General features: G+C 58.2%; 23 protein-coding genes. 9 read left to right on the top strand and 14 right to left on the bottom strand.

The genetic code is table 11. The annotated features are described in order from the left end of the window. Positions 1-199 precede the first annotated feature (199 nt). The 5 genes from QYQ99_RS26885 to QYQ99_RS26865 all read right to left on the bottom strand — a co-directional run bounded on the left by QYQ99_RS26885 (position 200) and on the right by QYQ99_RS26865 (position 5,033). Entirely contained in the window at positions 200-1,120 is a 921-nt protein-coding gene (locus QYQ99_RS26885) for a LysR substrate-binding domain-containing protein (RefSeq protein WP_302090762.1), read from the bottom strand. Positions 1,121-1,623: 503 nt separating this feature from the next. Further along, a complete protein-coding gene (locus tag QYQ99_RS26880) occupies positions 1,624-2,526 on the bottom strand; it encodes an amidohydrolase family protein (RefSeq protein WP_302090761.1) in 903 nt (300 codons plus the stop codon). A gap of 192 nt (positions 2,527-2,718) precedes the next feature. After that, positions 2,719-3,246 carry a carboxymuconolactone decarboxylase family protein gene (locus QYQ99_RS26875; protein WP_302090760.1) on the bottom strand — a complete coding sequence of 176 codons (528 nt, stop codon included), beginning with the start codon at positions 3,244-3,246 and terminating at the stop codon, positions 2,719-2,721. Continuing rightward, a complete protein-coding gene (locus tag QYQ99_RS26870; protein WP_224650620.1) occupies positions 3,243-4,208 on the bottom strand; it encodes a Bug family tripartite tricarboxylate transporter substrate binding protein in 966 nt (321 codons plus the stop codon). Before QYQ99_RS26870 ends, QYQ99_RS26875 begins: the two co-directional genes overlap by 4 nt. Before the next feature lie 27 nt (positions 4,209-4,235). Beyond that, on the bottom strand, positions 4,236-5,033 hold the full coding sequence (locus QYQ99_RS26865) for an SDR family NAD(P)-dependent oxidoreductase (protein WP_224650622.1): 798 nt from the start codon (positions 5,031-5,033) through the stop codon (positions 4,236-4,238). 123 nt (positions 5,034-5,156) lie between these two features. Between QYQ99_RS26865 and QYQ99_RS26860 the strand changes: the two genes are divergently transcribed. Then, the gene (locus tag QYQ99_RS26860) at positions 5,157-6,056 is read left to right on the top strand and encodes a LysR family transcriptional regulator (RefSeq protein WP_302090759.1); all 900 of its coding nucleotides are present in this window, start codon (positions 5,157-5,159) and stop codon (positions 6,054-6,056) included. Between the two features lie 21 nt (positions 6,057-6,077). Here the strand turns inward: QYQ99_RS26860 and QYQ99_RS26855 are convergent, their stop codons facing one another. The 6 genes from QYQ99_RS26855 to QYQ99_RS26830 all read right to left on the bottom strand — a co-directional run bounded on the left by QYQ99_RS26855 (position 6,078) and on the right by QYQ99_RS26830 (position 11,851). After that, positions 6,078-6,683 (bottom strand): hypothetical protein, encoded by a 606-nt coding sequence (locus QYQ99_RS26855; RefSeq protein WP_302090758.1) that lies wholly within the window; start codon positions 6,681-6,683, stop codon positions 6,078-6,080. Positions 6,684-6,726: 43 nt separating this feature from the next. Continuing rightward, positions 6,727-7,719, bottom strand: a complete 993-nt coding sequence (locus tag QYQ99_RS26850) for a tripartite tricarboxylate transporter substrate binding protein (RefSeq protein ID WP_302090757.1) — start codon at positions 7,717-7,719, stop codon at positions 6,727-6,729. Between the two features lie 21 nt (positions 7,720-7,740). Next, positions 7,741-8,724, bottom strand: a complete 984-nt coding sequence (locus QYQ99_RS26845; protein WP_302090756.1) for a Bug family tripartite tricarboxylate transporter substrate binding protein — start codon at positions 8,722-8,724, stop codon at positions 7,741-7,743. A 22-nt stretch (positions 8,725-8,746) separates the two neighbouring features. Continuing rightward, the gene (locus tag QYQ99_RS26840; RefSeq protein ID WP_302090755.1) at positions 8,747-9,736 is read right to left on the bottom strand and encodes a tripartite tricarboxylate transporter substrate binding protein; all 990 of its coding nucleotides are present in this window, start codon (positions 9,734-9,736) and stop codon (positions 8,747-8,749) included. Positions 9,737-9,985: 249 nt separating this feature from the next. Further along, positions 9,986-10,819 (bottom strand): alpha/beta fold hydrolase, encoded by an 834-nt coding sequence (locus QYQ99_RS26835; RefSeq protein ID WP_302090754.1) that lies wholly within the window; start codon positions 10,817-10,819, stop codon positions 9,986-9,988. Between the two features lie 234 nt (positions 10,820-11,053). Continuing rightward, on the bottom strand, positions 11,054-11,851 hold the full coding sequence (locus QYQ99_RS26830; RefSeq protein WP_302090753.1) for an IclR family transcriptional regulator: 798 nt from the start codon (positions 11,849-11,851) through the stop codon (positions 11,054-11,056). 286 nt (positions 11,852-12,137) lie between these two features. Between QYQ99_RS26830 and QYQ99_RS26825 the strand changes: the two genes are divergently transcribed. The 8 genes from QYQ99_RS26825 (at position 12,138) to QYQ99_RS26790 (ending at position 22,529) form a co-directional block, all read left to right on the top strand. Then, positions 12,138-13,115, top strand: coding sequence for a tripartite tricarboxylate transporter substrate binding protein (locus QYQ99_RS26825; RefSeq protein ID WP_302090752.1), 978 nt, complete (start codon positions 12,138-12,140; stop codon positions 13,113-13,115). 34 nt (positions 13,116-13,149) lie between these two features. Further along, positions 13,150-13,941, top strand: coding sequence for an enoyl-CoA hydratase/isomerase family protein (locus QYQ99_RS26820; protein WP_302090751.1), 792 nt, complete (start codon positions 13,150-13,152; stop codon positions 13,939-13,941). 4 nt (positions 13,942-13,945) lie between these two features. Beyond that, complete coding sequence (locus tag QYQ99_RS26815) at positions 13,946-16,039, top strand: acetate--CoA ligase family protein (RefSeq protein WP_302090750.1); 2,094 nt, start codon at positions 13,946-13,948, stop codon at positions 16,037-16,039. Then, positions 16,039-18,141 (top strand): 3-hydroxyacyl-CoA dehydrogenase NAD-binding domain-containing protein, encoded by a 2,103-nt coding sequence (locus tag QYQ99_RS26810; RefSeq protein ID WP_302093284.1) that lies wholly within the window; start codon positions 16,039-16,041, stop codon positions 18,139-18,141. Before QYQ99_RS26815 ends, QYQ99_RS26810 begins: the two co-directional genes overlap by 1 nt. Positions 18,142-18,165: 24 nt before the next feature. Next, positions 18,166-19,182 carry a tripartite tricarboxylate transporter substrate binding protein gene (locus QYQ99_RS26805; protein ID WP_302090749.1) on the top strand — a complete coding sequence of 339 codons (1,017 nt, stop codon included), beginning with the start codon at positions 18,166-18,168 and terminating at the stop codon, positions 19,180-19,182. Positions 19,183-19,193: 11 nt separating this feature from the next. Next, complete coding sequence (pcaD, locus tag QYQ99_RS26800; RefSeq protein WP_302090748.1) at positions 19,194-20,009, top strand: 3-oxoadipate enol-lactonase; 816 nt, start codon at positions 19,194-19,196, stop codon at positions 20,007-20,009. Positions 20,010-20,379: 370 nt separating this feature from the next. Continuing rightward, positions 20,380-21,171 (top strand): alpha/beta fold hydrolase, encoded by a 792-nt coding sequence (locus tag QYQ99_RS26795; RefSeq protein WP_302090747.1) that lies wholly within the window; start codon positions 20,380-20,382, stop codon positions 21,169-21,171. 14 nt (positions 21,172-21,185) lie between these two features. Beyond that, positions 21,186-22,529 (top strand): MmgE/PrpD family protein, encoded by a 1,344-nt coding sequence (locus tag QYQ99_RS26790; RefSeq protein ID WP_302090746.1) that lies wholly within the window; start codon positions 21,186-21,188, stop codon positions 22,527-22,529. Between the two features lie 73 nt (positions 22,530-22,602). Here the strand turns inward: QYQ99_RS26790 and QYQ99_RS26785 are convergent, their stop codons facing one another. From QYQ99_RS26785 to QYQ99_RS26775, 3 genes are all read right to left on the bottom strand, one after another. Then, entirely contained in the window at positions 22,603-23,877 is a 1,275-nt protein-coding gene (locus tag QYQ99_RS26785) for an MFS transporter (RefSeq protein WP_302090745.1), read from the bottom strand. A 10-nt stretch (positions 23,878-23,887) separates the two neighbouring features. After that, a complete protein-coding gene (locus QYQ99_RS26780) occupies positions 23,888-24,235 on the bottom strand; it encodes a DMT family protein (protein ID WP_302090744.1) in 348 nt (115 codons plus the stop codon). An 84-nt stretch (positions 24,236-24,319) separates the two neighbouring features. After that, positions 24,320-24,994, bottom strand: coding sequence for a hypothetical protein (locus QYQ99_RS26775; protein ID WP_302090743.1), 675 nt, complete (start codon positions 24,992-24,994; stop codon positions 24,320-24,322). Between the last annotated feature and the right edge of the window lie 136 nt (positions 24,995-25,130).

Genomic DNA, 25,130 nt, shown 5'->3' with positions numbered 1-25,130 from the left:
GATGTGTCGGCGACTCAACTCGATGGTTGGGTATCTGGCTTTAGTGAAACTGGATACTCGCCTTGTGCAGCCAAGGCTGACTTATCGATGCCTTCCTGACTCCGCCTTCACATAAAGGACTGCTGCTAAGCGTTTTTCGCTATGTTTTGTCGTGTGAAGGTCGGAGCTGAATTGGGGCTGGATAACCAGGATGCCTCTTTCAAGAAGCCACTGAATTTGCTTGCTTACTGGACTCAGATGCAAGCTGCTCAAGCATCCAGTCTCTAAAGGCAGTTACCTTGCGAGATTGGCGCTGCAACAGAGGTCTGACCAAGTAATAAGATGCCCCTGTCTTAATCGGCAAGTGAAACGGGGCAACCAACTTATTCTTATGAATATCATCGGCAAGCAGTGCCGTCTGCCCGATCGCAATGCCTAAGCCATCAATGGCTGCCTGCCAAGTAAGCACAGAGCTACTGAATCGCATGGACTCCGTGCCATCGACTTCACTCTCATAGCGGCACAGCCGCGCCCACGTCTGCCAATCCCTGGGACGATAGTGCGAGATCAATAGACGTGTGCGCAGCAGTGCCTGCGGGTAAGCCGTCTCGGGGGCATGCTTTCGGAGGTAGTCAGGACTGCAAACGGGCTCGATCACATCTTCAAAAAGAAAATCAACTTCTTGTCCTGGCCAAGCACCATTGCCCATCTGAATAGCCAGATCGACTACATCACGATCAAAGTCGACATCCTGAACCGAATTCGTGATTACCACTGCAATGTCTGGATAGCGCTTATTGAAACTGAACAAGCGCGGAATTAGCCATTTGGCAGCAAATGTCGTGTACGTTTGTATACGCAATTTATTGTCAGCACCGCTGCGCATAATTTCCTTTGTCGAGGCTGCGATCAAGTCGAGTGCCGGAGAGATTTCATCGCCAAACCGTATCCCAGCCTGCGTCAGCACAATTCCATGCCGCTCACGCCGAAACAACTCAATGCCCAGATAGCTCTCGAGCACATTCAGTTGTTTACTCACCGCTGACTGGCTGATGTGCAGTTCCTGAGCCGCTCGGGTCAAGTTCTTTGTGCGAGCCACCACGTAAAAGACTTTGAGTGGATTGAGGGGGGGCAGCTTCATGGAAGACCAATGCAAGAACAGAACGGGTCACTTGATGTGCAACGTCTCTTGCTTGGCAGCTGTCTTGGGCTTGAAAGCAAGAAGCAGAAACGGATGGCACAGCATTGTCGTAGATCCTGCATGCCAGCTCAACAACGGGAGTCTAGCGAGTTGGGAAGTAGGGCTGGCCATTTCTTGCAAACTTTTGGCGGCGATAGCTGGCTAACTCGTTGGAGAGTCGGCAACCATAGTCAGAAGAACTCAATACAGGTGTTCTATGTAAACAGCGAGGCCACTGCGCGCTGAAGCATCGATACCAGTCAGCGCGCTCCAAGACCCGGTAGATAGATGCGGAGTGATGGCGTTGCCATACCCGCATCAGTAGGTTGACCTTAGCGAATGTGAAGGTTCGCCTCCGACCCCAAAACGCCGAGCCCAGAGGTGAGAGCGGGAAATGCAACCTCCCAATAAAGCGCGCCAAGATACGCTGGAGCGGTTTAAAGCTAACTCACGTCCAGGAGTGCTCAATGCGCCTGAAATCGATAAAGCGCCTGCGGATTCTTGACAAGTAGGTGTTCAAGAAGATTGGAGTTGTTAGCTATTTCAGACAGTGAATCAACTAGTATTCCATCGTCGGGAATGTGTGTGTGATTGGGGTGGGGCCAGTCTGTCCCCCAAACACAGCGCTCTGGAAAGCGCTCTAAAAGTGTGCGTGCCAGTGCTATTCCGTTGCGGTAGCGTTGCTGCGGAGGTGCATGGGCATCAATACGGTCAATTCCACTTACTTTTGCATAGAACTTCCCATTGTCTAGCAGTTTGAGAAGTGCTTGAAAATCAGCATGGCTAGCCCCACGCGTAGCGTCTACGCGTCCCATATGATCAATCACTACCGGTACATGGCTGCGTTGCAGGGGCTCGGCAAGTTCATGAATCAGTTCGCTTTCAAAATGCACCTGCAAATGCATCCCCACAGCTGCAAGGCGTGGCGTAAGCGCTAAGACTTTGTCGACGGTAACCCCGCCGTCGATATGTCTCATGAAGTTAAAGCGCACGCCGCGAAAGCCCACCTGTGCGAGGCGTTGAAGCTCGGTGTCGAGGATGTCTGGATCAACCAGTGCAACACCGAGGTAACGCCCCTCTCCCGCAGCAATTGCATCCTCGACAACCCGGTTGTCTGTGCCGTGTGTTATCGACTGAACGATGACACAACGTTCGATGCCCATTTGACGATGCAAGGCAAACAACGTCTCCTTAGGCGCCTCAACTGGGGTAGCCCGACGCTGGGGGTTGTAGGGGAATCGGGCAACAGGTCCTAAAACATGGACATGGCTATCGCATGCCTGTGGGGGCAGGCGCAACTTTGGTGCCGTCGGGTGTTCCAGGTAGGTACGTACAGGGAGAGCAGAGTCGGAGGTCAGGGCAGACATACAGGGCAATGGTGAGTTGAGCAGGGGGAGCGCTTAGGCGTCAATTGGTACACCATCAAGCTTTGAACCTCGATGGTGTTAGGCCATTAGCGAGCTCATGGGGCAGGCTGGGCTCCAAGCACTACCCCATTGAAGGAGCAGCGATCGAGCTTGCGACGGCTTGCTCGCTCTGGTTGAGGGTGCTTGCGTGCTTCAATGCGAGATGTTGAGTGCCACCAGGAAGCGAGACACCATGTTGTAGGCCGCTACTGTCGCCACAAGTTCAACCACTGTCTGAGGATCGTGGAGTGCGTTGATGCACCCCATCAATTCTTCTGGCACTTTGACATCGCGTGTCATGCGGTCGGTGAGTTCCAGTAGCAACAACTCTTGCTCAGTGAAGACTCCTTCTGGAGTCGTACTTTTGAGCGCGTCAATCTTGTGCTGCGGAAAGCCGGCTTTGAGTGCGTGCGGGATATGTGCGTCGAACTCGAAGGCTGCATCGTTCAAAACGGCAATTCGAAGAATGATCATCTCGCGCAGGTCTGCCGCAACCCCTGTTCGATTGCGCACGGCGGTCAACATAGCCTCCCATCCCGCAGCAATCGGTGCGCTGTTGAGCAATGCCTGATACAGCAGTGATATGCGGCCGCGTTCGGACTGTATGCGCGCTTCTACCTCAGCTAGTTCAGGTTTCGAGCCTGGTACCACCAGGGGCACGCGAATATGAGAGGTCGTCATTGATCTGCCTTGATGTTGCGGGACTTGATGATGGCGCCCCATTTTTCCGTATCCGCCTTCAGCAGAGCGGCTAGTTCCTGGGAAGTAGAAGATTTCGGCTCTGCACCCCCTTGCAACAACCTAGCACTTACATCTGGATTCGCGATCGCTGCACGCACCGCTTTGTTCAGTTGCTCGACAACGGCGGGAGAGGTCTTTGCGGACACGAACAAGGCATACCAGTTATTGGTGTCGACAGCCTTGATACCTTGTTCTTCGAACGTTTTCACGTTTGGAAGCGAAGGATGTCGCTTCTGTGCTGCTAGCCCGATGGCTTTCAGACGTCCCCCTTGGACGTGGGGCATGATGGCCGCGACGTCCGCAAAAACGCCTTTCACCTGTCCACCCATGATGTCGGTCATCGCTGGCGCCATTCCTTTGTACGGGACATGCAGGAACTTCGCCCCTGTGGACTCTTCCAACTGGATAAGAGCCAGGTGAGGGATGCTGCCGGATCCTGAGGAAGCCATGGGTGTTGACTCCTTAATGCTCTTCGCATTTTTTACGAACTCCGCTGCATCCTTTGCGGGGTCCTTAGAGCTGACCACCAACACTTCTACGTTGTTTGCCACTAGGGAAACTGGTGCAAAGTCGCGCTGTGTGTTGTAGGGCGCCTTTTCCTGCAATGACGGGTTGATTGCTGCAGCCCCCACACTGGTGATCCATATAGATGTCCCATCGGCTTCTCCTCGCAGGGTCTCCATTGCGCCTAATGCACCATTTGCACCAGGCTTGTTCTCCACGATGACTGGGCGCTTGAGTTCGCGTCCTAGCTGATCGGCCAGGGTACGCGCAACAAAATCGACAGGACCTCCTGCGCTGAATGAGGTGATGATGCGCACGGGTTTTCCACTGGACTGCGCATAACTGATAGATGCCAGCGAGAGCGCTGCCGCTGCGATGAGGATGTGTCTTTTGTTCACGAATATGTCTCCTTGCACTGGCATTGCTCAGTCGCAGCGAGCAGTCATGCCACCATCCACGACCAGTTCCGTTCCTGTAATGAACTGTGCTTCGTCACTAGCGAGATAGAGTGCAGCGCTGGCCGTATCGCGACCGTCACCCATGAAGCCAAGTGGAATACGCTTGACACGGGATGCCAGCAAAGACTCCACATCGCCTCCCGTGCGCTGCTTGGCTAGGCGCACCTCAACCATAGGGGTGTGCAACTGACCTGGAACTACCGTATTCACGCGGATCCCATCCGGAGCATGCTGAACGGCAACTACGCGAGAAAGATGGATCACGCCGGCTTTGCTTGCGGCGTAAGCAACCTGAGCGCTGCCAGTCCAGCGAAGGCCTGATGTAGACGCCACATTGACAATGGCGCCGCGTTTTTGCTCCACCATGTGTGGCAGCACATATTTACAGGTCAGGAAGACGCTTTTGAGGTTGATGTCAATCTGACTGTCCCAGGCTTCCTCGCTCAACTGCACTGGCCCTCCTGCAGCGGAGCCGCCTACGTTGTTAATCAAGATGTCCGGGGCACCATAAGTCGACAGACATGCTTCGACCATGGCTTGTACGCTTGCAGAACTAGTCACATCGCAGATGCAGGTCGTGATGGAAGAGGCTGCATCGCCCGCTAGAGATAGCGTTTCATTCAATCGATCCTGGTCGCGATCGACAGCCAATACTTTGGCGCCTTCTTCGGCGAGGCGAACGGCCATTGCACGACCGTTGCCCCAGCCGGCTCCGACGCAACCGGCGCCCGTTACGATGGCAATTTTGGATTCGAACCTTCTCATGCTTGCTCCTGTCATTGAAATAGCGGAGCAACCGTCGTTGCGGTTGCTGCATGGAAATCAGTTTGCGCTTTTGAGGGGGTAAGTTAAACTCGATAGCTCCTATATCAGCTATGTCTATTTCCTATGGATCTGCGGCAGCTTGAATACTTCGTCGCTGTTGCTGAGCAAGGTAGTTTCAGCCGTGCCGCAGCGACCCTTAACCTTGCGCAACCCAGTGTCAGTCGGCAGATAGCCTTGCTGGAAGAGGAGCTTGGACAACGTTTGTTGGAACGCACCGGGAGGGGGGTCACTGCGACGGCTGCCGGTCATGCGCTGCTCGCTCATGCGCGCGTCATGCTCAACGCGGCCAGCCAAGCACTGTCGGACCTTAAGGAGATGCATTCAGAACCCGTTGGACGAATCGTCGTTGGCTTGCCTAATCGAGTGGCCATGGGCTTGGGGGTCCCACTGATTCGGGAGTTTCGGCGTCGCTTGCCGAATGCATTGTTGTCCGTGGTCGAGGGGCTTAGTCTTTCGCTGCGCGAAGGCTTAATAGCAGGTCGTATCGATCTGGGTTTGCTATTTGATCCAGCACCCACGCCGCTACTGTCGTATGAACCGTTGATGCGCGAGCGGATGGTGCTTGTTGCGCCGAAAGGCTACCGATTACCGAAGCAAGTGAGTCTTGAGGTGTTGGCCGACTTCCCGTTGGTGCTGCCAGGGTCGCACAACCCGATCCGAAGTCTGGTGGATTCGGTGCTCTTGCCCCACCGCATCGTGCTGAACGTCGTTGCGGAGGTAGGAGCCGTGCATACCGCATTGGCGGTGGTTGAGGACGGCCTAGCTTGCTCTATTCTTCCAGACAGTGCCCTGTGCCTGAGCAGTAGGAGGTCAGAGATCCAAGCAACTCCGATTGGGCCGCCAGCTATTCACAACCTCTTAGTGCTTGCACTGCCGCGAGCTCGGCCCGCAACACGTCTGGTCGCAGAGACTGCCAAACTGCTACGAGAGTTGGATTTCCGTAATGGAGCACGCTCGCTTTGAGCCATACGCGCTTGCTCACATTCACAACTGAATGGTGAACATGGTCCGAATGGTGTTGGTGAAATGAGGGCGCACGTGATCACTCCAGGAAGTTTCGCGGACCGCTAGCCATTCGGGTGAAGCCAGAGCTTGTTCATCGACTAGGTCGTAGCATGCGAAAGACCGAGGTCCTTCGTCATGGTTCCAGAATCTCTGTGCCTGCACGCATCCAGGAGTCTTAGAAAGACCCGGGAGATGTTCCATTGCATACCATCTCTGAAGCTCTAACTCCCAGCCCGTTTCAGGCGTCGTTTCCACGACATAGTGAAACGACGCCTGTCTTAACAAGCTAGCTCCAGTCAGGCTATCCATCAATGTCATGCGACTGGCAGATAGGCTTATGCCGGGCCTGGATGGGCATGTCAGAGCATCCAATGTTTGCTTCGCGAGAGACAAACGGTGGGGCAGAGCAAGATAAACATATGCAGTTTGGGAATGCTCTGCCCAGGCTTTGCGCACGATTGAGCCCTGCAACTCGGCATTGACGGGATTGGCCATCACGTGCAGTTCGAGGCCGGAAATCATGGACTGCTGCGCGCCCTGCATGCGCAGCAAAATCATGTCTGTGGGAAGGAATTCACTGGACATATGTTCGCGGAGGGGACTTACGGTGCGATGAGGGATTGAGGCTTCAGTCGATAGTGACTTTGCCAGCGATCACCACCTTACGCCAGCGTGCCTCCTCGGCGCGCATGAACTGTGTCATCTGCTCCGGCGTGTTTACCGCTACGGTCAACCCTTCGCGAGCAAGGCGCTCGCGATAAGCGCTTGTTTCTGCAACTTTGCGCAGAGCTGCATTAATCTTCGAAATGACCGGTGCTGGCGTGCCAACAGGTGCAAACGCTGCGTACCAGACATCGGCCTCATAGCCTGGCAGGGTCTCTGCAATTGCTGGAACCCCTTTGTAGGCTTCGCTGCGCTTTGGAGAGGTTATGCCGAGCGGTCGCATTGTGCCGCTAGCAACCATTTTTGCCACTCCACCCGCCGTACCGAACAAAAGGTCGACTTGACCGCCAATCAGATCGGTGTAGGCAGGGCCAGCTCCTCGGTAGGGCACATGCGTGATATCCACGTTAGCCATGGTCTTGAACAGTTCGCCAGCCAAGTGGACGGCAGATCCGTTGCCCGAAGATGCATACGTCAGCCTTCCGGGGGCTGCTTTCGCGGCGGCAATCACGTCAGCGATGCTTTTGAAGCGGCTGTTGGGGGGAGTGACCAGGACGTTAGGCCCGCTGCAGACCCGTGCCACTTCAGTGAAGTCCTTTTGCGTCTTGTAGGGGAGCCTCTTGACCAGAGAGTCGTTGATCGCAATAGCTGAGGTCGTAAGAAGCAACGTGTAGCCGTCGGCAGGCGATTTGGCCACGATGTCTGTGCCTATGATGGTGCCGCCACCGGGCTTGTTGTCAATGATCAAGGCTTTTCCAAGTTCCCGCTGCATTCCTTCCAGCAAAGCCCGCCCAATGACATCGGTGCCCCCGCCCGGGGCGAACGGTACAACCACACGTATGGTGCGTGTCGGGAAGTTGTCGGCAGACCAGGCTTCTAAGCTTATAAGTGACGAAGCCGAGGCAAGTGCTGTACCGGACCGCAGAACCTGGCGACGTGTGAAAACAGAGTGCGACATTTATGAGTTCCTGGCTGCTAGTTAAAAGTCAATTCGAATCTCTGCTTCCTTGACCGCTTTGCCGATTTTCAGCAAGTCTTCAGCGATCAGCTGCCGAAATTGCGAGGGACTGGACTTTGTAGGCACAAATGACAGTTCGGCAAATTTGGTCTTTAAGGACGGTGCTTCGACGGCCTTGGCGATCTCTGCATTCAGTCTGTTGGTAACTTCGACTGGCATGTTGGCTGGGCCCCATACGCCATACCAAGACAACAACTCGAATCCCGGGACGGTGCTTTCAGCTAGCGCCGGAACGTCTGGCAGTGATGGAGCTCGCGTCTTGCTAGTCACCGCCAGTGGCCGCAGGCGGCCGGCCTGAACAAAGGGTGTGACCCCGGGCATAGGCGAAATCGCCGCGGAGACATGTCCACCAACCACATCAGTCAATTGAGGCACAGCTCCCTTGTAAGGAACGATCTCCATTTGCAGACCAAGTGCTCGGTTGAGCATTTCTTCACTCAAGTGACTGGTCGTACCCAAGCCGGAAGTTGCCCAAGTGAACTTCCCAGGGTTGGCTTTGGCCAATTTGATGAATTCTTCGATCGTCTTGGCTTGAACGCCATTGTTGACGGCAACGATGAGCGGCACGTACCCTATCTGCGCTACGGGAGTGAAGTCTCGCTGCGGGTCGTAGGTCTTCTTGGCAACTACGAGCGGCAGGTACGCCTGGCTGGAGGCGTTGAACAGCAAAGTGTAGCCATCGGCCTTCGCGTTCTTCACATGCATGGAGCCAAGGAGGCCAGAAGCGCCTGGCGTGTTTTCAATGACAATCGGCTGACCGAGTTGGCGCTGCAACTGGTCAGCTACCAATCTGCCAACGGTATCGATGGATCCTCCTGGAGTGTAGGGAATCACCATACGAATGGTCTTGCTCGGATAGTCTTGCGCACTGGCTGTCGCGCTAATTCCAATCAAGGCGCCTGTTAGAGCAAGTCTCAGGACGAGCGAAGTATTTGCTTTGTTCATGCTTGTCTCCCGTTATGGCTTCTTATTTCGTGATCACGTCTGCCTTGACGAGCTTGGACCAACGAGCGATCTCAGCACGAACAAATGCTTCGTATTCGGTTGGAGTGCCCGTTTGGGCCACCATGCCTTCATGAACCAACTTTGATTTAAAGAAGTCGCTCTGAGCTGCTTTACGGATTGTGGCGTTGAGTTGTTCAATGATGGCTGTAGGCGTGCCGGCGGGAGCATGCAGGCCGTACCAACCCTCCGATACATACCCTGCGACACCTGCTTCAGCCATGGTTGGCACGTTCGGATAGGCGCTCGAGCGAGTCGCCGAAGTCACCGCGAGCGCTCTTAGTTTTCCGCTGTCAATGAATGAACCAACAGACCCTGATGTGCCGAACAGGATGTCGGTCTGCCCGCCCAGCAAATCAGTGAGGGCAGGGGAGGATCCTTTGTAGGTGATGTGCTGAATCTGTAGCTTAGCCAGATCCGCAAAAAGAGCTGCAGCGAGGTGAGACGAAGTTCCGTTACCAGGCGATGCGTATGTCAACTGGTTGGGCTTTGCTTTGGCTGCCGCAATAATGTCCTTGACTGTTTTGTACGGGCTGCTTGCGCGCACGACCAGTACATTTGGGGAGCGCACCACCATGGACACCGGCGTGAAAGCTTTTTCTGTAGCGTAAGGAAGCTTTTCCATAAGACTCGGGTTGACCGAGTGCGCTATAGAGGACACCAGTAGCGTGTAGCCGTCCGGAGCACTCTTGGCAACCATTTCCGAACCGATGATCGTGCCTGCTCCAGGTTTGTTTTCAACGATGACCGATTGCCCTAATTCTTGTGACATTCCGACTGCGAGCGTTCGCGCGATCAGATCTGCCCCACCTCCGGGCGCGAATGGAACCACTAACTTTACTGGTTTGTCAGGGAACGCTGCCTGGGCCGCGTTGAGACCAATGGCCAGGGTGGCCGCAAACATGGTGGCCGCCTTGAGAGACGTTCTGACCGTGCGTTGGAAGGAATGTTTCATTGATGTCTCCGGTAATATTTATTTCTGTCAAAACCCCTGCAGCTGACTCTTGGGTGGTCTTGTCTTGCTGCAGGGAGGTCGAACTGTGCTGATTCCTACATGGCGTGGCAGGCCATGCGCATATGCCACGCGCGGTTTCAGTGGGCACGTGGTGTTTACGCTCCCTATTGGTAGGCGCGCTATCGAAATAGAAACAACGCAAAGAAGCGGATTGCCGTCGGTCTGGGCGAGCGCTGTGGCAGGGCTCGCTTACTTCTGATAGATGCGATGAGCAAAAGCAGCGATGGCATCGGCCATGGCGCGTGGCTGTTCTGGTGCCATTGCATGACCGGCGTCGCTAATCACTTGCTCAGTGACACGCTCGCCAAGGTAGAGTTTCATTACCTTCGGAATCACTACTGCATCGTGCTCGGCCTGTAGATCCAGGATGGGCACTTGGGTACCAGCAGTGAAATAGTCATCGACAGGGGTGCTGCGTCGAGCATGGCTTTGAGCCTCGTGAGCCTCTGTGTTCCAGCCGTCTAGCCAGACGCGTGGATCGTGACCAGGGGCGAAGAAGGCTCGGCGCAGGCAGTCCAGCCGCTGTTCTTCTGACAGGCTAAAGTCACTTGCTCCATCTATGGCGTCGCGCAGACGGCTGTATGGCATTTCGCTCGACTCAGGCGGCAGCTTGCCCGCAGAAGCAGCTGCCATGATGACGCCGCATACCAAATCGGGGCGATCAGCAGCCAGCATGCGAGCGGGTTGGCTGCCCCAGGCATGACCCACTATGAGGATGGGGCCGGTGCGCTCCTGATCCAGGACAGCGGCCACATCGGCAGCAAAGTCATGCAAGCTTAGGCCCTGCATGGGACCATGGCTATTCCCGATGCCGCGCGGCTCTGGGCGAATTACGCGGAAGCCGTCTTGCTGCAGGTGGTGCGCCACGACGTCGTAGTCGCGACCTGATCGAGCCAACGAAGGAAGAATGCAAATGATTCGACCTGTGCCTTGATCGGCATATTCGATATGAACTTCCGTATTGCTCTTTGGTGGGAGGTACCGAACAAGTCGGCGTGATGTCTCTGTAGTTGTGTTAGTCATGCAACCAGTCTCTTACGCCACTGGCTCTGCAATAAGCCTCTAGCGGCTATATCAGCTATGCCTTTTAGCTATTTAACTGAGCATCGGCGGCAATTTGGGAGTTAGTGCGGCGCAGGCTTTCATTGCTTGGAAATAGCGGCTTTTCTCCGCTGGATTTTTGGGACAACCTAACTTTGGCACTGTCGTCATCGCGATGGCTTCGATGCACAGCATAAGCATGATGAAAAATCCCGTTTACATCGATTGCAGAGCGCTCAGTCTTTTCTGGATATCGTCTCGTAGTGCTATCAACGGGCTCCACAGGTCCTCCACGACTTTTGCCAGAGCCTCCTCTGTAGAGATGCTAAGGTTTAGAACATAGATTGCATCCGGCGTGACCAAGGGAGTTGCCAGGGCAACCACCTCAGGCTGCCATGCTGCGGCACAGAAGCCTCGCGTTCTCACGCTTTGGCGCGCGTCTTCGATCGCCTGCTCAAGGACTTCCCACTGTGCGGCTCTGCGGTGTTGAAATGTGGCTAGCAGTGCCTCACGTTTGGGTTCGGACGCGACCGCCAGATAGGCACGCCCCAAGGAAGTGAGCTCCATGGGGACTCGCTGGCCCGAAACCACATGGCGAAGCACCACGCGCCGGCTGTAGCGGATGGATTCCAGGTAGACCATTTCATCTCTGTCGGGGGCGGCTAGGCCAACGTTGATGCGTTGGGCCTCTGCAAGCGTCCGCATCAGCGGTGCGGCAATGGCTAGGACCTGCGAGCCGGTACGCATGGCATGTGCCAGGCTTAGAACAGCCGGCGCCAGGCGGTAGGCGCGCACAGATGTGTCCACCTGCAGCATCCCAGTTCCGACCAGCGTCTGAGTTAGTCGACTGACGGTAGACCTCGATAGCCCTGTTCGCTCTGCAATATCGCCATTTCCAAGCAGCTCCGATCCAGGTCGGAAAGCGCGAAGTATTTCTATTCCTCGCTCAAGCGATCGATTGGAGGGCGACTGACCCGGCTTGTCATTAAGGATGGCAGAGCGGCTTTTGATCATTAGCTTTTTGATGGTTCGGAGTTCACACGGGGATAGCGTCGGTTCTCAAGGAGGGCGCTGAATTAGTGCAATTTTGATCGCTCTTGCACCCACACAACTGTCAAGGAGTGTTCCATCCCTTGGAATTCGAGACATGCCAACTTTTCCTGCAAATTCCATCTGTTGGAAATAGGGGGGTGCCAGGATTGCTATCTCTCCCTAAGCTTTAAAAGACCGACATCGAGAGCCGCGATGTTCCGGCTTTGAGAGACAGGCGGCAGATGCCGCATAACAAGGAGACAACTCAATGACTGCTTCCCTGGTTCGCAGAGGTGCGAGATCCATTGCACTTTTCATGGCCGTTGTTGCTTCAGCAGGATCTGCTATGGCAACGTTCCCAGATAAAACCATTCGCATGGTTGTTCCGTTTGCACCGGGAGGTGGCACGGATTTGATCGCTCGCACATTGGGGGCAGAAATGTCCAAGGACTTGGGACAGCCCGTCATAGTGGAGAACAAGCCTGGCGGAGGAACCATGATAGGAACCGACAACGTTGCCAAGAGCGCTCCTGACGGATATAGCATCGTCGTTGCATCCTTCGCGCATGCGGTGAATCCAGCACTGCAACCCAGGCTTCCATATGGAAGCAACAAAGCATTTGCGCCGGTGATGCTCATTGGTAAAGGCCCCAACGTACTGGTTGTGCGGCCCAACAGTCAATTCAAGTCAGTAGCCGATGTCGTAGCAGCTGCCAAGGCTAGCCCGGGAAAACTGACTTTTGCTTCCCAAGGGGCTGGCACTTCAGCCCATCTCGCCGGAGAGCTGTTCGCCAATCTGGCCCAGATAAAGATCAACCATATCCCTTATCGCGGCGCAGGGCCGGCACTGACCGATCTGATGGGAGGTCAGGTAGACATGATGTTTGCAACAGCTGCTGCAGTTTCGCCATTTGTGGACGGTGGAAAGCTTAGAGCACTGGGTGTCACAACTTCTGAGCCTTCGCCGGCGTTCAAGGGCATTGCGCCTATCGCTGCCACGGTGCCTGGCTATGTCGTCGATAGCTGGTACGGACTGTATGTCCCCGCAGCCACCCCTCCAGCTGTGATAGAGCGCCTGAATGCAGCAGCTCGGAAGGCGGCTCGCTCACCTGATTTTGTCCGCAAGGTCGAACACGAAGGTCTGATTGTCAGCGCGGGCACGCCATCCGAATTGGATGCATATGTACAAGCCGAGGAGCAACGTTGGGCTCGCGTGATCAAGGCAAGCGGCATCAAGCCGGACTGATCGGCATTGTGTCGGGTAATTTTTGGAGAAAACAATGAGCTATTCCCTAATAGAACTTCAAGTCAATGACGCGGTGGCAACGCTTACGTTGAATCGTCCGGACAAGCGCAATGCGATGAGCGATGACATGCGCACGGAGTTTATCGACGCGCTGGAACGTGTTGCCGCCGATAAAAGCATCAGGGCGTTGGTTCTCACCGGAGCAGGAAAAGGCTTCTGTGCAGGTGGAGACATCAGTGGCATGCAAAAGCGAATGAATGCACCGGCCGGCGAAGTTGGCTTTAACGGTTGGCATCGTCAGCAACGTGTGCACCGTACTCAAGCGTTGCTGCACACAATGCCTAAACCGGTGGTTGCCGCTGTCAACGGAGCAGCTTCTGGGCTGGGGGCCGACACTGCGCTGGCCTGCGATTTCATCATCGCCAGCGAGTGGGCAAGCTTCACCTGGTCTTACATTCACCGCGGCATCATTCCTGACGGCGGCGGCATGTATTTTCTGCCGAGACGCGTAGGTCTTTCAAAGGCCAAGGAACTGATCTTCACTGGGCGCCAAGTCAAAGTGGACGAAGCCCTCGATTTGGGCATCGTCGATCGAAAAGCCAGTGCCGACACCTTGCTGACCGATGCGCAGGCATGGGCTGCGGAGCTTTCCAAAGCCTCATCAACCGCATTGGCATTGACCAAGACCATCCTCAATCAGAGCTTCGAGTTGTCGTCCCACGACGTGTTCGCGCAGGGCAGTCTGGCACAAGGTATCTGCTACACGAGTAGCGAACACCGCGCCTCGGTAGAAGCCTTTTTAGCTAAAGCTGCAGCGAAGGAATGATTGTATGAACAGCGCCATTTCAAAGCTGCTTTCTCCACGAAGTGTTGCCGTCATCGGAGCCTCGGCTGACCCGAAGAAAACTACAGGCCGACCTGTCGCGTACCTGCGAAAGCATGGGTACTCCGGTCGAATCATGCCCGTGAACCCCAAGGTCGAAGCCATCGGTGATCTGCCATGTTACCCAGATATTGCCTCACTTCCCGAGGTTCCTGATGTCGCAGTTGTGTTGCTGGGCGCAGAGCGAGCGCATCTTACGGTAAAGGAATTGTCGGAGCGCGGTTGTGCTGCGGCCATCGTGTTGGCCAGTGGCTATACCGAAACCGGTGAAGAAGGCGCTCGCCGTCAGCAGCAACTGGTCGAAGCGGCCGGCACGATGCGAATTCTGGGGCCCAATACGATCGGACTGGTCAATCTGACTGACAAGATAGTGCTTTCGCCTTCTGGTGCGTTGGAGATGGACGACTTTAAGGCCGGAGGGATCGGCGTCGTCTCGCAAAGTGGCGGCATCCTTGGGTCACTGCTGTCGCGTGCTTCAGCTCGCGGCATTGGTCTTTCCAAACTGATCTCCACCAGCAACGAAGTTGATCTGGAGCTTGCTGATTTTATTGACCACCTGGTCGATGACCCTGCCACCAAAGTGATTGCGCTGTACGTGGAGACGGTGCGCAATCCGTCGAGATTCCGCGCTGCCTGCCTGAAGGCAGCGCATGCGGGCAAGCCAGTCGTGGCCTTCAAGATTGGTCGCTCCGAGGCTGGCGCCCAAGCCGCTGTGTCGCACACAGGAGCGATGGCTGGTGCCGACAGCATGTACGACGCGCTGTTCAAGCAGGTCGGTGTGATCCGCGCACAGACTTTCTCCGACCTGCTCGACATCCCCGCCGCACTGACCACCGGCCGTCATCTGCGCGGTAAGCGCGTGGCAATCCTCACCTCCACCGGCGGTGCCGGCACGCTTGTTTCCGATGATTTGGGCGTGGCCGGGTTCGAGACGCCCGCGCCCGACCTTGCCACGGCCGACGCGCTGCGGGCGCTGCAAACCGGCAGCGAGGCGGTGCTGGACCGAAACCCTATAGACGTGACCCTAGCCGGGTTGCGGCCTGACCTTCTGCGCGGAGCCATCAATGCGCTGCTGGCCAGTCCGAGCTACGACGCTTTGGTCATCATCGTCGGATCGTCCAGCCTAGCTATGCCTGAGCTACTAGTGGGCGCCATTCAAGAGTGCTTGCCTAATTCCGACAAGCCTGTCTTAGCGTACGTAAGCCCGCACGCGCCCGAGATCGGTGCACTGCTGACAGAACGCGGGGTGCCGGCGTTCGGAGCAGCGGAAAGCTGCACTGCGGCGCTGGCAGGAATGTTGCGCGTGGCTAACTTCCAGGAACCAGCTCCGGCCGACGGTTGCGAGGCGGCTAAACCCGTTGCACTCGATACTCTACCGAGTGGATCACTGGACGAGGCCGAGGCCAAACAGCTGTTCACCCGCTTCGGCTTGCCATGCGCGGCTGAGCAAGTGGTCACCACTGCCGAAGAGGCGCAGGCTGCCGCACGCACCCTGGGTGGCCGCGTTGTACTGAAGATTCTGTCCGCCCAGATCACGCACAAAAGTGACGTAGGTGGTGTAGCTGTAGGCCTGTCACCCGAGACCATAGGAGCACGGCTCACGCAGATGGCCGCCGAGGTCGAAACCAAGGCTGGTGTGCGACCCCGGCGCTTCCTAGTGCAGAAGATGGTCAGTGGCGGCACTGAGCTGATCCTGGGCATGCACCGCGACGCTCTGGGAACCGCCATTATGTTGGGTATGGGCGGCGTGGCGGCAGAGCTGTTCAAGGACACCACGCTGCGCCTGTTGCCGCCAAGCGGCGGGCTTTCGCGCGCCGACGCACTGACTATGGCCCAGGATCTCAAGACCTGGCCGCTGCTGGATGGCTTCCGCGGCCGGCCCAAGGCTGACGTGGAAGCGCTGGTCTCGGCCATCGTCGCCTTCTCGGAGATGGCGGCGCAGTTGGGCGACCGCTTGGTCGAGGCCGAAATCAACCCAGTGTTCGTATTGCCGCAGGGACAAGGTGTGTGTGCAGCAGACGGCGTGGTGGTACTAGCGTGATGGATCCCGCACCTTTGGACCAGGTGCGCCTGGAGCGCGACGGCGACGTCGCCATCATCGGCATCGACAACCCACCCATTAACGCCGGTTCTGCGACTGTCCGTGCCGGACTTCTACAGGCCATTGATACAGTGGCACGCGACGACAGCCTGGTGGCCGCCGTACTAATCGGCGTCGGCACCACTTTCATGGCCGGCTCGGATATCCGCGAGTTTGGCCAGCCGCTTGCCGAGCCTCAGTTGCCCAGCGTGATAGCAGCCATCGATGCCTGCAGCAAGCCCTTTGTGGCCGCGCTGCACGGCGCGGCGCTGGGCGGCGGCTTTGAGCTGGCTCTGGGTTGCGATGCGCGCATCGCAGCGCCCGACACCGTTGTCGGCCTGCCAGAGGTCACGCTGGGCATCATTCCGGGCGCGGGCGGCACCCAGCGCCTGCCGCGTCTGGTCGGCGTACCTAGCGCCATAGAAATGATCTGCAGCGGCAAGCGGGTTAAGAGCCCATCCGCCTTGGCTGCCGGCCTTATCGACGCCGAGGCCATAGGCGAGCTTCGCTCTGAGGCGCTGGCCCTGGCACGAAGCCTGGTAGGGCGTAAGCGGCGCTTGCGAGATCGTTCCGTGCCTCCGGCCGAGCCCAAAGCCGTGGAAGACGCTGCCACAGCCGCACTGAAAGCTGGCAAGTACCGCCCTGCCGTAGTTGCGGCGATCGAAGCCATCAAGGCCTCGGTTGTGCACGACTTCGACACCGCGCTAGCCGACGAACGCGCAGTGTTCCAGCAGTTGCGCAGTTCGCGCGAAGCCTCAGCTCTGCGCTATCAGTTCTTCGCCGAGCGTGAGAGCGCCAAACATCCTTCGCTGGCCGGCGTAGCACCGCGTTCAGTGCGGGTCATTGCAGTCATCGGCGCCGGAACCATGGGCTCCGGCATTGCCATCGCGGCACTGGATGCTGGCTACGAAGTGCTGCTGCTGGAGCAGGACGGTGTGGCGCTGGAACGTGGAACAACTCGCATCCAGGACCACTATGCTGGCCGTGTGCGCGCAGCCAAGATGGCGTCCGATACAGCCCAGGCGCGCCACGGGCGTTTACGCAGCAGCTTGCGATGGGACGACCTGGCCTCGGCAGACCTTGTGATCGAGGCCGTGTTCGAGGATCTGGACGTCAAGCGGCAGGTGTTCGAGCGCATCGATTCTGTGGCCCGGCGCGGTGCTGTGCTTGCAAGCAACACGTCATACCTGGACCTGGACGCCATCGCTGCAGCTACGTCGCGCCCACAGGACGTGGTTGGTCTGCATTTCTTCAGTCCGGCCAACGTCATGCGGCTCATGGAAGTCGTGCGCGGCCAGGCGTCGGCGCCTGACGTTCTAGTCACAGGGCTGACTGTGGCAAAGAGGCTCGGCAAGCTGCCGCTGCTGACCGGCAATGCCTTCGGCTTTATCGGCAACCGGCTGTATGCCGCTTACCGGCGCCAGTGCGAGTTCCTAGTCGAGGAGGGCGCTTGGCCTGAGCAGGTGGACGCAGCACTGCAGCGCTTTGGCTTCGCCATGGGCCCATTTGCGGTGGCCGACCTGTCTGGACTGGATATTGCTTGGCGCATGCGCCAGGCCCAGGCAGCAACACGCGATCCGCAAACGCGCTACGTTGACATAGCCGACCGGTTGTGCGAGGCCGGCCGGCTGGGACGAAAGACTAGCGCTGGTTACTACGCCTATGCAGAGGGTGGTAAGCCGGCGGTGGACCCGGCAGTGCATGTGCTAATCGAGCAGGCACGGGCTGACAAGGGTATCGCACCGCGTGTCATTACTGACGAAGAAATCGTGCGCCGTGCGCTACTGGCCCTTGCCAACGAGGCCGCACTGCTCCTGGCCGAAGGAGTTGCGGTCTATGCCACCGATGTGGACCTAGCTCTGGTCAATGGCTACGGTTTCCCGCGTTGGGAAGGCGGCGTGGTTTTTTGGGCCCGCGAACGCAGCGAAGCCGGACTGCGAGAAGATTTTGCTTGGCTGGCCGAGATCAGCGGCCCCGCAAGTAGAGTCGGCGACTCGCGAGACCTACTGCTGGCACCGACTAACGCGGGAAGTCCCCGTGCAATCCCAACCAGATTGCCTTAAGGCAGCACAAATCCAGGAGACAACATGCCCTACACCTCTGTTCATACTCCGTCGCGCCGCGCACTGCTTAAGTGTGTACCGGCCGGCATCGCCTGCGCCGCAGCTCCGGCTTGGGCGCAGTCACCTGTCGGCAGCGAACTTCCGGCGCCGGCTCTAGCCAGTTACCGCTTCATCGTGGGCTTCGGCGCGGGCGGTGTGCCCGATGCGGCTGCGCGCTTGATCGCTGCGACCCTGTCCGAACGCTGGAGGCTGCCGGCCATCGTGGAGAACAAGGTAGGCGTGGGCGGAACGCTGGCGGCACGCGCTGTACTGGCCGCTCCGGCCGACGGCAGCACCTTGCTCAGCGTGTCGCCTGCCCATGCGACGGCTCCGGCCGTTTTCCGCAACCCAGGCTACGACACGCTGCGCGATTTCGCCCCGGTCACGCTAATCGGCGAAGGCCCTGCGCTGATCGTGGTGCCCAAGGACCTTCCCGCCAAGAAGCTGTCGGAGCTAGTGGCGCAGGCTAAGGCGCGCCCTGGTTCGGTCAGTTACTCGTCGGCAGGAGTGGGAAGCAGCTCGCACTTCGCAGCCGCTCTGTTCTGCCAACAGGCTGGCATCGAGGCCGTGAACATTCCGTACAAGAGCGTGGGCGAGGCGATGACCGAAACCATCGCCGGGCGCGTGCAGTTTCATATCGCGCCCTACGTCTCGGCTGTCGGTATGGTTAAGGACAGGCGGGTGCGTGCGCTGGCGGTGACTTCAGCCTCACGCATCGCCGAGATGCCAGACGTGCCTACCACTGCACAGGCCGGCGTGCCAGGCTACGAATGGAGCTTCTGGTACGGGTTGCTGGCCTCTGCAAAGACCCCTGCGCCGGTAGTCGCCCAACTGAACAAGGACATCAATAACGTCCTGCGCCTGCCGCAGGTAAAGGCGCAACTGGCCGACATGGGCGTGAAGGTGGCGGCCGGCACTCCCGCCGAATTTCAAAAACTAATTGAATCGGAAGTAGCTAAGTACGCACGCATCGCTAAGGCAGCAAACATTACCGCGCAATGAAAGCAGACCCAATGAGCATGTTCGAACCGGCTGGTGCCCCGGCCATCCACTACACCATCGACGGAACGCGCGGCCCCTGGCTGCTGCTTTCTCACTCGCTCGGCTGCGACGTTTCCATGTGGGACGCTCAGATTGCAGCACTGGCCGAGCGCTATCGCGTGCTTCGTTACGACACGCGCGGGCACGGACGCAGTGGTGCCGGCCAGGCTCCCTACACGTTAGACCAGTTAGCCGATGACGTCGCACAACTGATGGACCATCTTGGCATCACGGTGGTCACTTGGATCGGCTTCTCCATGGGCGGCATGATTGGCCAGACCTTTGCGCTCAAGTACCCGCATCGCGTGCAGGCACTTGTACTTGCCGATACCACCAGTCAGCACGACGCGACACCCCAATCGGTCTGGGACGAACGCATCCGTGTCGCTCGCTCCCAGGGCATTGCGCCCCTTGTGGATCCGGCCATCGGGCGCTGGTTCACGGCCGCATTCCGCGAGGCAGAGTCCGCGGCTGTGGCGGACGTGGCACGCGTCATCGCTTCTACCACCATCGAAGGTTGGACCGGTGCCTGCGCAGCCATCTCGTCGGTGCATACCACGGAAGATCTCCCCCGGATCGACTGCCCAGCGCTTGTGATCGTTGGAGAGCACGACATCGGCACGCCGCTGGCTGCCTCGCTGGAGATGCACCGCAACCTACCCCAATCCACGCTAACCGTGATCGCAGACGCGGCACACATGACCTGTATCGAGCAGCCAGAGCGCTTCAACCGCTCCTTGCGCATGTTTCTTGACAGCACGGTAGGTGCCACATCCGACACCACATGAATTTGACGGTGCAGAAGCATCACTCCAATTTTGGCATCGAGTAGATACAGGCATAACTGAGGTCAGCACCTGCCGCGAACGTCGTAAAGCCGAGGACGCCTAGCGTACATGTGTACAGACGTCAGCACCGTGCTCTTCCCTATGGTACGGGAGCAAGTATGAACAGGCCCTCACGCCGTGGCGTGCCGCCCGGAAATACAGGAAACCCTTGAATGAAACGAAACTCAACAAAGACCCTCTCGGCACTGCGTCGTAGGCTGCTACAAGGCACCGCTGCCAACTTGGCGTTATGCAAGTCGCGCCAGGTGATCAGGGCTCAATCCATCAAGGCCGTATGACGCACGCGCTCGAACGGCAGCAGGAGCTCCAAATGGTGGACAGCCACGGAGGCCGTGTGGCCTGGCGAATATTCGGCCATGGCCGTCCCTTGGTGCTGCTGCACGGTGGCCATGGAACATGGAGGCACTGGATTCGAAACATCCAGGCTTTAGCCGAACAGCGTATGGTCTGTGTGCCCGATATGCCAGGTTACGGAGACTCTGACCCGACCGATGAGTCGACGGTGAAGGCTCTTCTGGAACGTCTGGATAGTTCCCTGACGATTCTGCTGGGCACAGGTACACGCATCGATTTGGGAGGCTTTTCCTTCGGCGGCTTGATGGCGGCGCACCTCGCTGCAAGCCGAGGCGACGTGGACCGCCTTGCGCTTCTGGGTGTCGTTGGCCACGGAGGCATTCGTCGTCCTAAGGCCGAGTTGCTGGATTGGCGTGTCCATGCGCAAATGGGTGACACACAGGCCTTGAATCAAGCCATGAGGCACAACCTGCTGGCCCACATGCTGCACGCCGAGGCCAGCGTCGACGAACAGGCCTTGCAAATCCATACCGATGCTTGCCTACGCACACGCTTTCGTAGCAAGCCCATCTCTAGATCCGGTGGCTTGCAGGCTCTGTTGAGCCGCACGGCGCCAAGCCTGCTGCTGGTCTGGGGAGAGCACGACGTGACCGCCGATCCGGTGTCGCTTGCGCCAGCCTTGGCTGCCTGCCACCCACACTGCATCACTGCCACCCTGCCAGACGCAGGCCACTGGGTTCAGTACGAATCCGCTGCAGCCATCGACATGCTACTTAGCAAATGGCTAGCAGCCCCTCACCTCGATTGAAGGAGATCCATCCCATGTACGCCACAGAAGTCTTCGGCCAGTATGCTGAGCAATTCCAAGGCACCCGTTTGCCCGACGAGGTGGTCCACCATGCCAAACGTGCCGTAATCGACTGGTACGCCTCGCTGTTCCCCGGTCTGGCGGCCGCCCCTCTTGCTCAGCTCGAACAGGTTTTGGCCGAGGATCTGGACCATGGACGCGCTCGACTGGGCAATGGCCGCACCGCCACGGCTCGCGCTGCCGCACTGTACAACGGCACAGCAGCCCATGCAGCTGAGGTGGACGACAGCTTCCGCGACGCCATGTACCATCCCGGCGCAGCGACCATCGCTGCGGCCCTGGCGGCCAGCCAGGACGCCGGTGTCAGTGGTCTGGACTTCCTGCGTGCGCTGGTGCTGGGCTACGAGGTCTCAACCCGCATTGGTGTGGTTATGGGACGTCCGCACTACCGCTTTTGGCACAACACAGGTACGGTTGGCACCTTCGGCGCGGCCGCAGCTTCCGCTGGCGTGTTGGGCTTGGGTGCGCGGCCTTTCGCACATGCCTTGGCCACGGCCGCAACATTCGCGGCGGGACTACAGCAGGCCTTTCGCATGGATTCCATGTCCAAACCGTTGCATGCGGGTCGTGCAGCCGAGGGGGGGCTTTTGGCTGCGCAGATGGCAGCGCGCGGCGTGACTGGTTCGTTGGACGTGCTGGACGGGAAGTCAGGCCTGGGTCAAGCCATGAGCAACGGTCCGGACTGGTCAGAGGTCGGCGCCACGCTTGGGAGCGACTTTCACATCACGCGACTGACCTTCAAGAACCATATCGGCTGCGGCCACACTTTCGCTGCCATAGATGGCGCATTGGAGCTACGTGAGAAGCACGGCCTGCATGCCGAGGACATTGCCCGTGTTCGTGTGGACACCTACCGGCCTGCACTGGACATAGCCTGTTACGAGAATCCGGCCAGCGCCAACGAAGCCCGCTTCAGCCTTCGTTACGTCGTCGCTACGGCGCTGACACGTGGCAGCGTGCGCTTGGCTGCCTACGACCCTGCACAACTGGAGGATACGCGTGTGCGCGAGCTGATGACCCGCATCGAACCGCGCGTGGACCCCGAGATCGACGCTGCATTTCCGGGCCAGCGGTCGGCGCGTGTTGAGATCACCACCCATAGCGGTGCTAAGCTTGTGCACCTGCAGCCCAACCGCAAGGGAGACCCGGAGTTACCGCTGTCCGATGCAGAACTAACAAGCAAGTTCCTGGAGCTATCGGAGCCGGTGATAGGTGTTACGGGCGCTAAGAACCTACTTGCTCAACTGTGGGCGCTGGAACGTGCAGATACACTGTTCGACATCCAAAGCGCCAGCTGAGCGGGCGAACGGAAGCTTCAGATTGATCCGAGACGCTCAGAGGACTCCCTTCAATCCATTACGACTCTGAGATTTAGCTGTCCTTGTTTCGCAGGGCGAGAGTGCGACTTTTAGGCCGTCTGGTGGGGGCAGTCCAACGGTTCGCGAATTGGTATGTGAGAAGCGCGACGGCAGCGATCATGCCAAGTGAGATAAACGCGGTGCAGTAACCGAAACGCTGTGCAACGGCTCCCGCCAAGGCGGGGCTTATCGCCGCTCCAAGCCCCTGGATGCTCATCACCGCACCCAGTCCTGCATTGATGTGTCCGGTTCCGCGCAATATTCTGGAGACCAGGCCGGGCAAGGCGACTCCGAGCAGGCCGGCTCCAATGCCATCTAGAGCCTGCACGGGGATCACGGCCCACGGAGACTCCCAGAAGCCGGCCACGATTCCTCGCACGGGCAGCACCATCAAGGCCGCCATGATCAGGGGGCGATAGCCGTGGCGGCTTGCATACCGTCCGGCGCCTAAAGCTATGGGGATCATGACAAGTTGCGCAACGATGACGGTTGAGGCCGTGAATGCGCTGGGATTCACGGGTGCGCGAGCGACCATGGCCTGAGCAAACAGCGGCAGCATGGCAGCATTGCCCAGGTGAAACAGCAGCAGGGTCGCTGCCAGCAGGCCAAGCTCGCGCGACTGTGCGAGGACCTGAAGCGTGGATGTCTGGCCACGCTGGCGTGCTCTATCTGAAGCCGATGTCGCCTCAAGGCCCCGAGCCCGGTCGTGATCGATATCTTGTGGACGGATCTTGTGCAGGCACAGCAGGGATGCGCAGGCCATCAGCGTCATTAGAACCAGCACCGCTGAAATGCCCCAGCAATATCCGGCCAGGCCAGCCAGAGTGGCCGCCACCATATTGCCAGCATGATTCCAGGCTTCGTTACTGCCCAGCTGTTTTGACAAATGCCCTGGATCTACAAGGCCCAGGGTGATGCCCATGACACAGGCCCCCAGCAAGGCTCCGACCACCCCGGTCACCAACTGGGAGACAAGCACGACGCCAAACGACGGCGAGCTCCAAAGTGCTAAGCTGGCCAGAGTGAGCGCCAGTATGCCGAGGGTCAGCAGCAGGCGCTTGTGGCGCGAGGCATCCACCCAGGCTCCCATGGGCGCGGTCGCCAGCATGCCAGCGATGCCGCCGGCCGTCATGACATAGCCAATGTCGTCGGCGCGCCATCCTTGTCCAAGCAGAAGAACTCCCAGAAACGGGCCCAGGCCATCGCGCACATCAGCGAGGAAAAAGTTCAGACCGGACAGCGGGCGGCGCGAGCCAGTAGGCTCTGGTGTCAGATGAGGCTTTGCCATCGTCCCGCTCCTAGTGCAAAGGGCCTTTGAAGACGAAGAAAGCACCCAGGCAGATGAAGCTGAAACCCAGAAGGTGATTGAGCGTGAGCTTCTCTCCCAGATAGACGATGGAGAAGACTGCAAAGACCACCAAGGTGATGACCTCTTGCATCGTCTTGAGTTCGGCAGCGCTATACAGGGTGTGGCCAATGCGGTTTGCCGGCACGGCGAAGCAGTATTCAGCCAAGGCGATCATCCAGCTCACGAGAATCACCAGATACAAAGGGCGATCTCCGAATTTGAGATGGCCGTACCAGGCCACGGTCATGAATGCGTTGGAGATAAAGAGCAGGACGACGGGCAAGATTTTGGGAGGCATGTCGTATTTCGGTGGGAGAAATAGGGCGATCAAGGCCAGTGCGACTGGATGCCGCACAGGCCTGCCAGATTTCGATGCCTCTGTTTACTGGGCGCGGTCGTAAAGCGGTTGCAGGGCAGCTAATGTGGTGCCCATGCTCACGGCCTCCAACGAAGTGCCAAACTCATTGCGTGTGCCCATCCCCGACGCTGCGAAAGCGGCTCCAGGTTGAACGGAAATACGCAGGCTCTCGGGAGGGAAGCGAACAATGCTGCCGTCGCTGAGGATGACGCCATTTGCCTCTCCGCGCGGACCCGTGAGCACGGTGTCTATGCGACCCTCGACCTGTTGAGTCTGCAGACGTTGAGCGCGCAGATGTGGGGGCAAGACCCGTCCTTCGCCTACAACAGGGGGCTGCTCGTAGACTGTCCGCCCGCTGGCAGTCTGGACGATAGCTTCAGCCTGTACTGTGCCTCGGGTTTGCGCTCTACCAATGACGCGCACAGCATCCCCGACCTTGACAGCGGCCAGGAGCGCCTCGGCCATGTGCGGTGGGAACTTAACGATGGTGCCGTCTTTCAAGCGCAGCCCGTCGACTTCTCCATAGGGATTGATAAGCATCCTCTGCACCTGGCCTTCCACAACGTACTGCCCGGCAAGACCGGGGCGGGAGGGCATCGGAGGATGTTGGGGGGCAGGACCATGAGGCTGGGCTTGCACGCTCAGGCTGCACAGGCTGAAAGCAAGCACAGCAGGCAGGGAAGTAATCGACTTGGACATTGAAGGTCTCCTGGGTTGAGTGAAAAACACTCCCTAGAAGTTGCAACGACCGTGCCATTCATGATTCTTAATTAAATCAAAGGCTTGGTGTTCTTGATGATCATTGCTTGTCCGCTTGTGTGACACGGGGTGTCAC

This window comes from Comamonas testosteroni, assembly GCF_030505195.1.
Classification (GTDB): domain Bacteria; phylum Pseudomonadota; class Gammaproteobacteria; order Burkholderiales; family Burkholderiaceae_C; genus Comamonas; species Comamonas testosteroni_G.
Note: the sequence above shows the minus strand (reverse complement) of the source record. Positions and strands in the feature narration are given on the sequence as shown.

Coding starts and splice junctions, on each gene's coding strand:
- QYQ99_RS26885 (WP_302090762.1), bottom strand. CDS start 1,120: ATGAAGCTGCCCCCCCTCAATCCACTCAAAGTCTTTTACGTGGTGGCT.
- QYQ99_RS26880 (WP_302090761.1), bottom strand. CDS start 2,526: ATGTCTGCCCTGACCTCCGACTCTGCTCTCCCTGTACGTACCTACCTG.
- QYQ99_RS26875 (WP_302090760.1), bottom strand. CDS start 3,246: ATGACGACCTCTCATATTCGCGTGCCCCTGGTGGTACCAGGCTCGAAA.
- QYQ99_RS26865 (WP_224650622.1), bottom strand. CDS start 5,033: ATGAGAAGGTTCGAATCCAAAATTGCCATCGTAACGGGCGCCGGTTGC.
- QYQ99_RS26860 (WP_302090759.1), top strand. CDS start 5,157: ATGGATCTGCGGCAGCTTGAATACTTCGTCGCTGTTGCTGAGCAAGGT.
- QYQ99_RS26855 (WP_302090758.1), bottom strand. CDS start 6,683: ATGTCCAGTGAATTCCTTCCCACAGACATGATTTTGCTGCGCATGCAG.
- QYQ99_RS26850 (WP_302090757.1), bottom strand. CDS start 7,719: ATGTCGCACTCTGTTTTCACACGTCGCCAGGTTCTGCGGTCCGGTACA.
- QYQ99_RS26845 (WP_302090756.1), bottom strand. CDS start 8,724: ATGAACAAAGCAAATACTTCGCTCGTCCTGAGACTTGCTCTAACAGGC.
- QYQ99_RS26840 (WP_302090755.1), bottom strand. CDS start 9,736: ATGAAACATTCCTTCCAACGCACGGTCAGAACGTCTCTCAAGGCGGCC.
- QYQ99_RS26835 (WP_302090754.1), bottom strand. CDS start 10,819: ATGACTAACACAACTACAGAGACATCACGCCGACTTGTTCGGTACCTC.
- QYQ99_RS26830 (WP_302090753.1), bottom strand. CDS start 11,851: ATGATCAAAAGCCGCTCTGCCATCCTTAATGACAAGCCGGGTCAGTCG.
- QYQ99_RS26825 (WP_302090752.1), top strand. CDS start 12,138: ATGACTGCTTCCCTGGTTCGCAGAGGTGCGAGATCCATTGCACTTTTC.
- QYQ99_RS26820 (WP_302090751.1), top strand. CDS start 13,150: ATGAGCTATTCCCTAATAGAACTTCAAGTCAATGACGCGGTGGCAACG.
- QYQ99_RS26815 (WP_302090750.1), top strand. CDS start 13,946: ATGAACAGCGCCATTTCAAAGCTGCTTTCTCCACGAAGTGTTGCCGTC.
- QYQ99_RS26810 (WP_302093284.1), top strand. CDS start 16,039: ATGGATCCCGCACCTTTGGACCAGGTGCGCCTGGAGCGCGACGGCGAC.
- QYQ99_RS26805 (WP_302090749.1), top strand. CDS start 18,166: ATGCCCTACACCTCTGTTCATACTCCGTCGCGCCGCGCACTGCTTAAG.
- pcaD (WP_302090748.1), top strand. CDS start 19,194: ATGAGCATGTTCGAACCGGCTGGTGCCCCGGCCATCCACTACACCATC.
- QYQ99_RS26795 (WP_302090747.1), top strand. CDS start 20,380: ATGGTGGACAGCCACGGAGGCCGTGTGGCCTGGCGAATATTCGGCCAT.
- QYQ99_RS26790 (WP_302090746.1), top strand. CDS start 21,186: ATGTACGCCACAGAAGTCTTCGGCCAGTATGCTGAGCAATTCCAAGGC.
- QYQ99_RS26785 (WP_302090745.1), bottom strand. CDS start 23,877: ATGGCAAAGCCTCATCTGACACCAGAGCCTACTGGCTCGCGCCGCCCG.
- QYQ99_RS26780 (WP_302090744.1), bottom strand. CDS start 24,235: ATGCCTCCCAAAATCTTGCCCGTCGTCCTGCTCTTTATCTCCAACGCA.
- QYQ99_RS26775 (WP_302090743.1), bottom strand. CDS start 24,994: ATGTCCAAGTCGATTACTTCCCTGCCTGCTGTGCTTGCTTTCAGCCTG.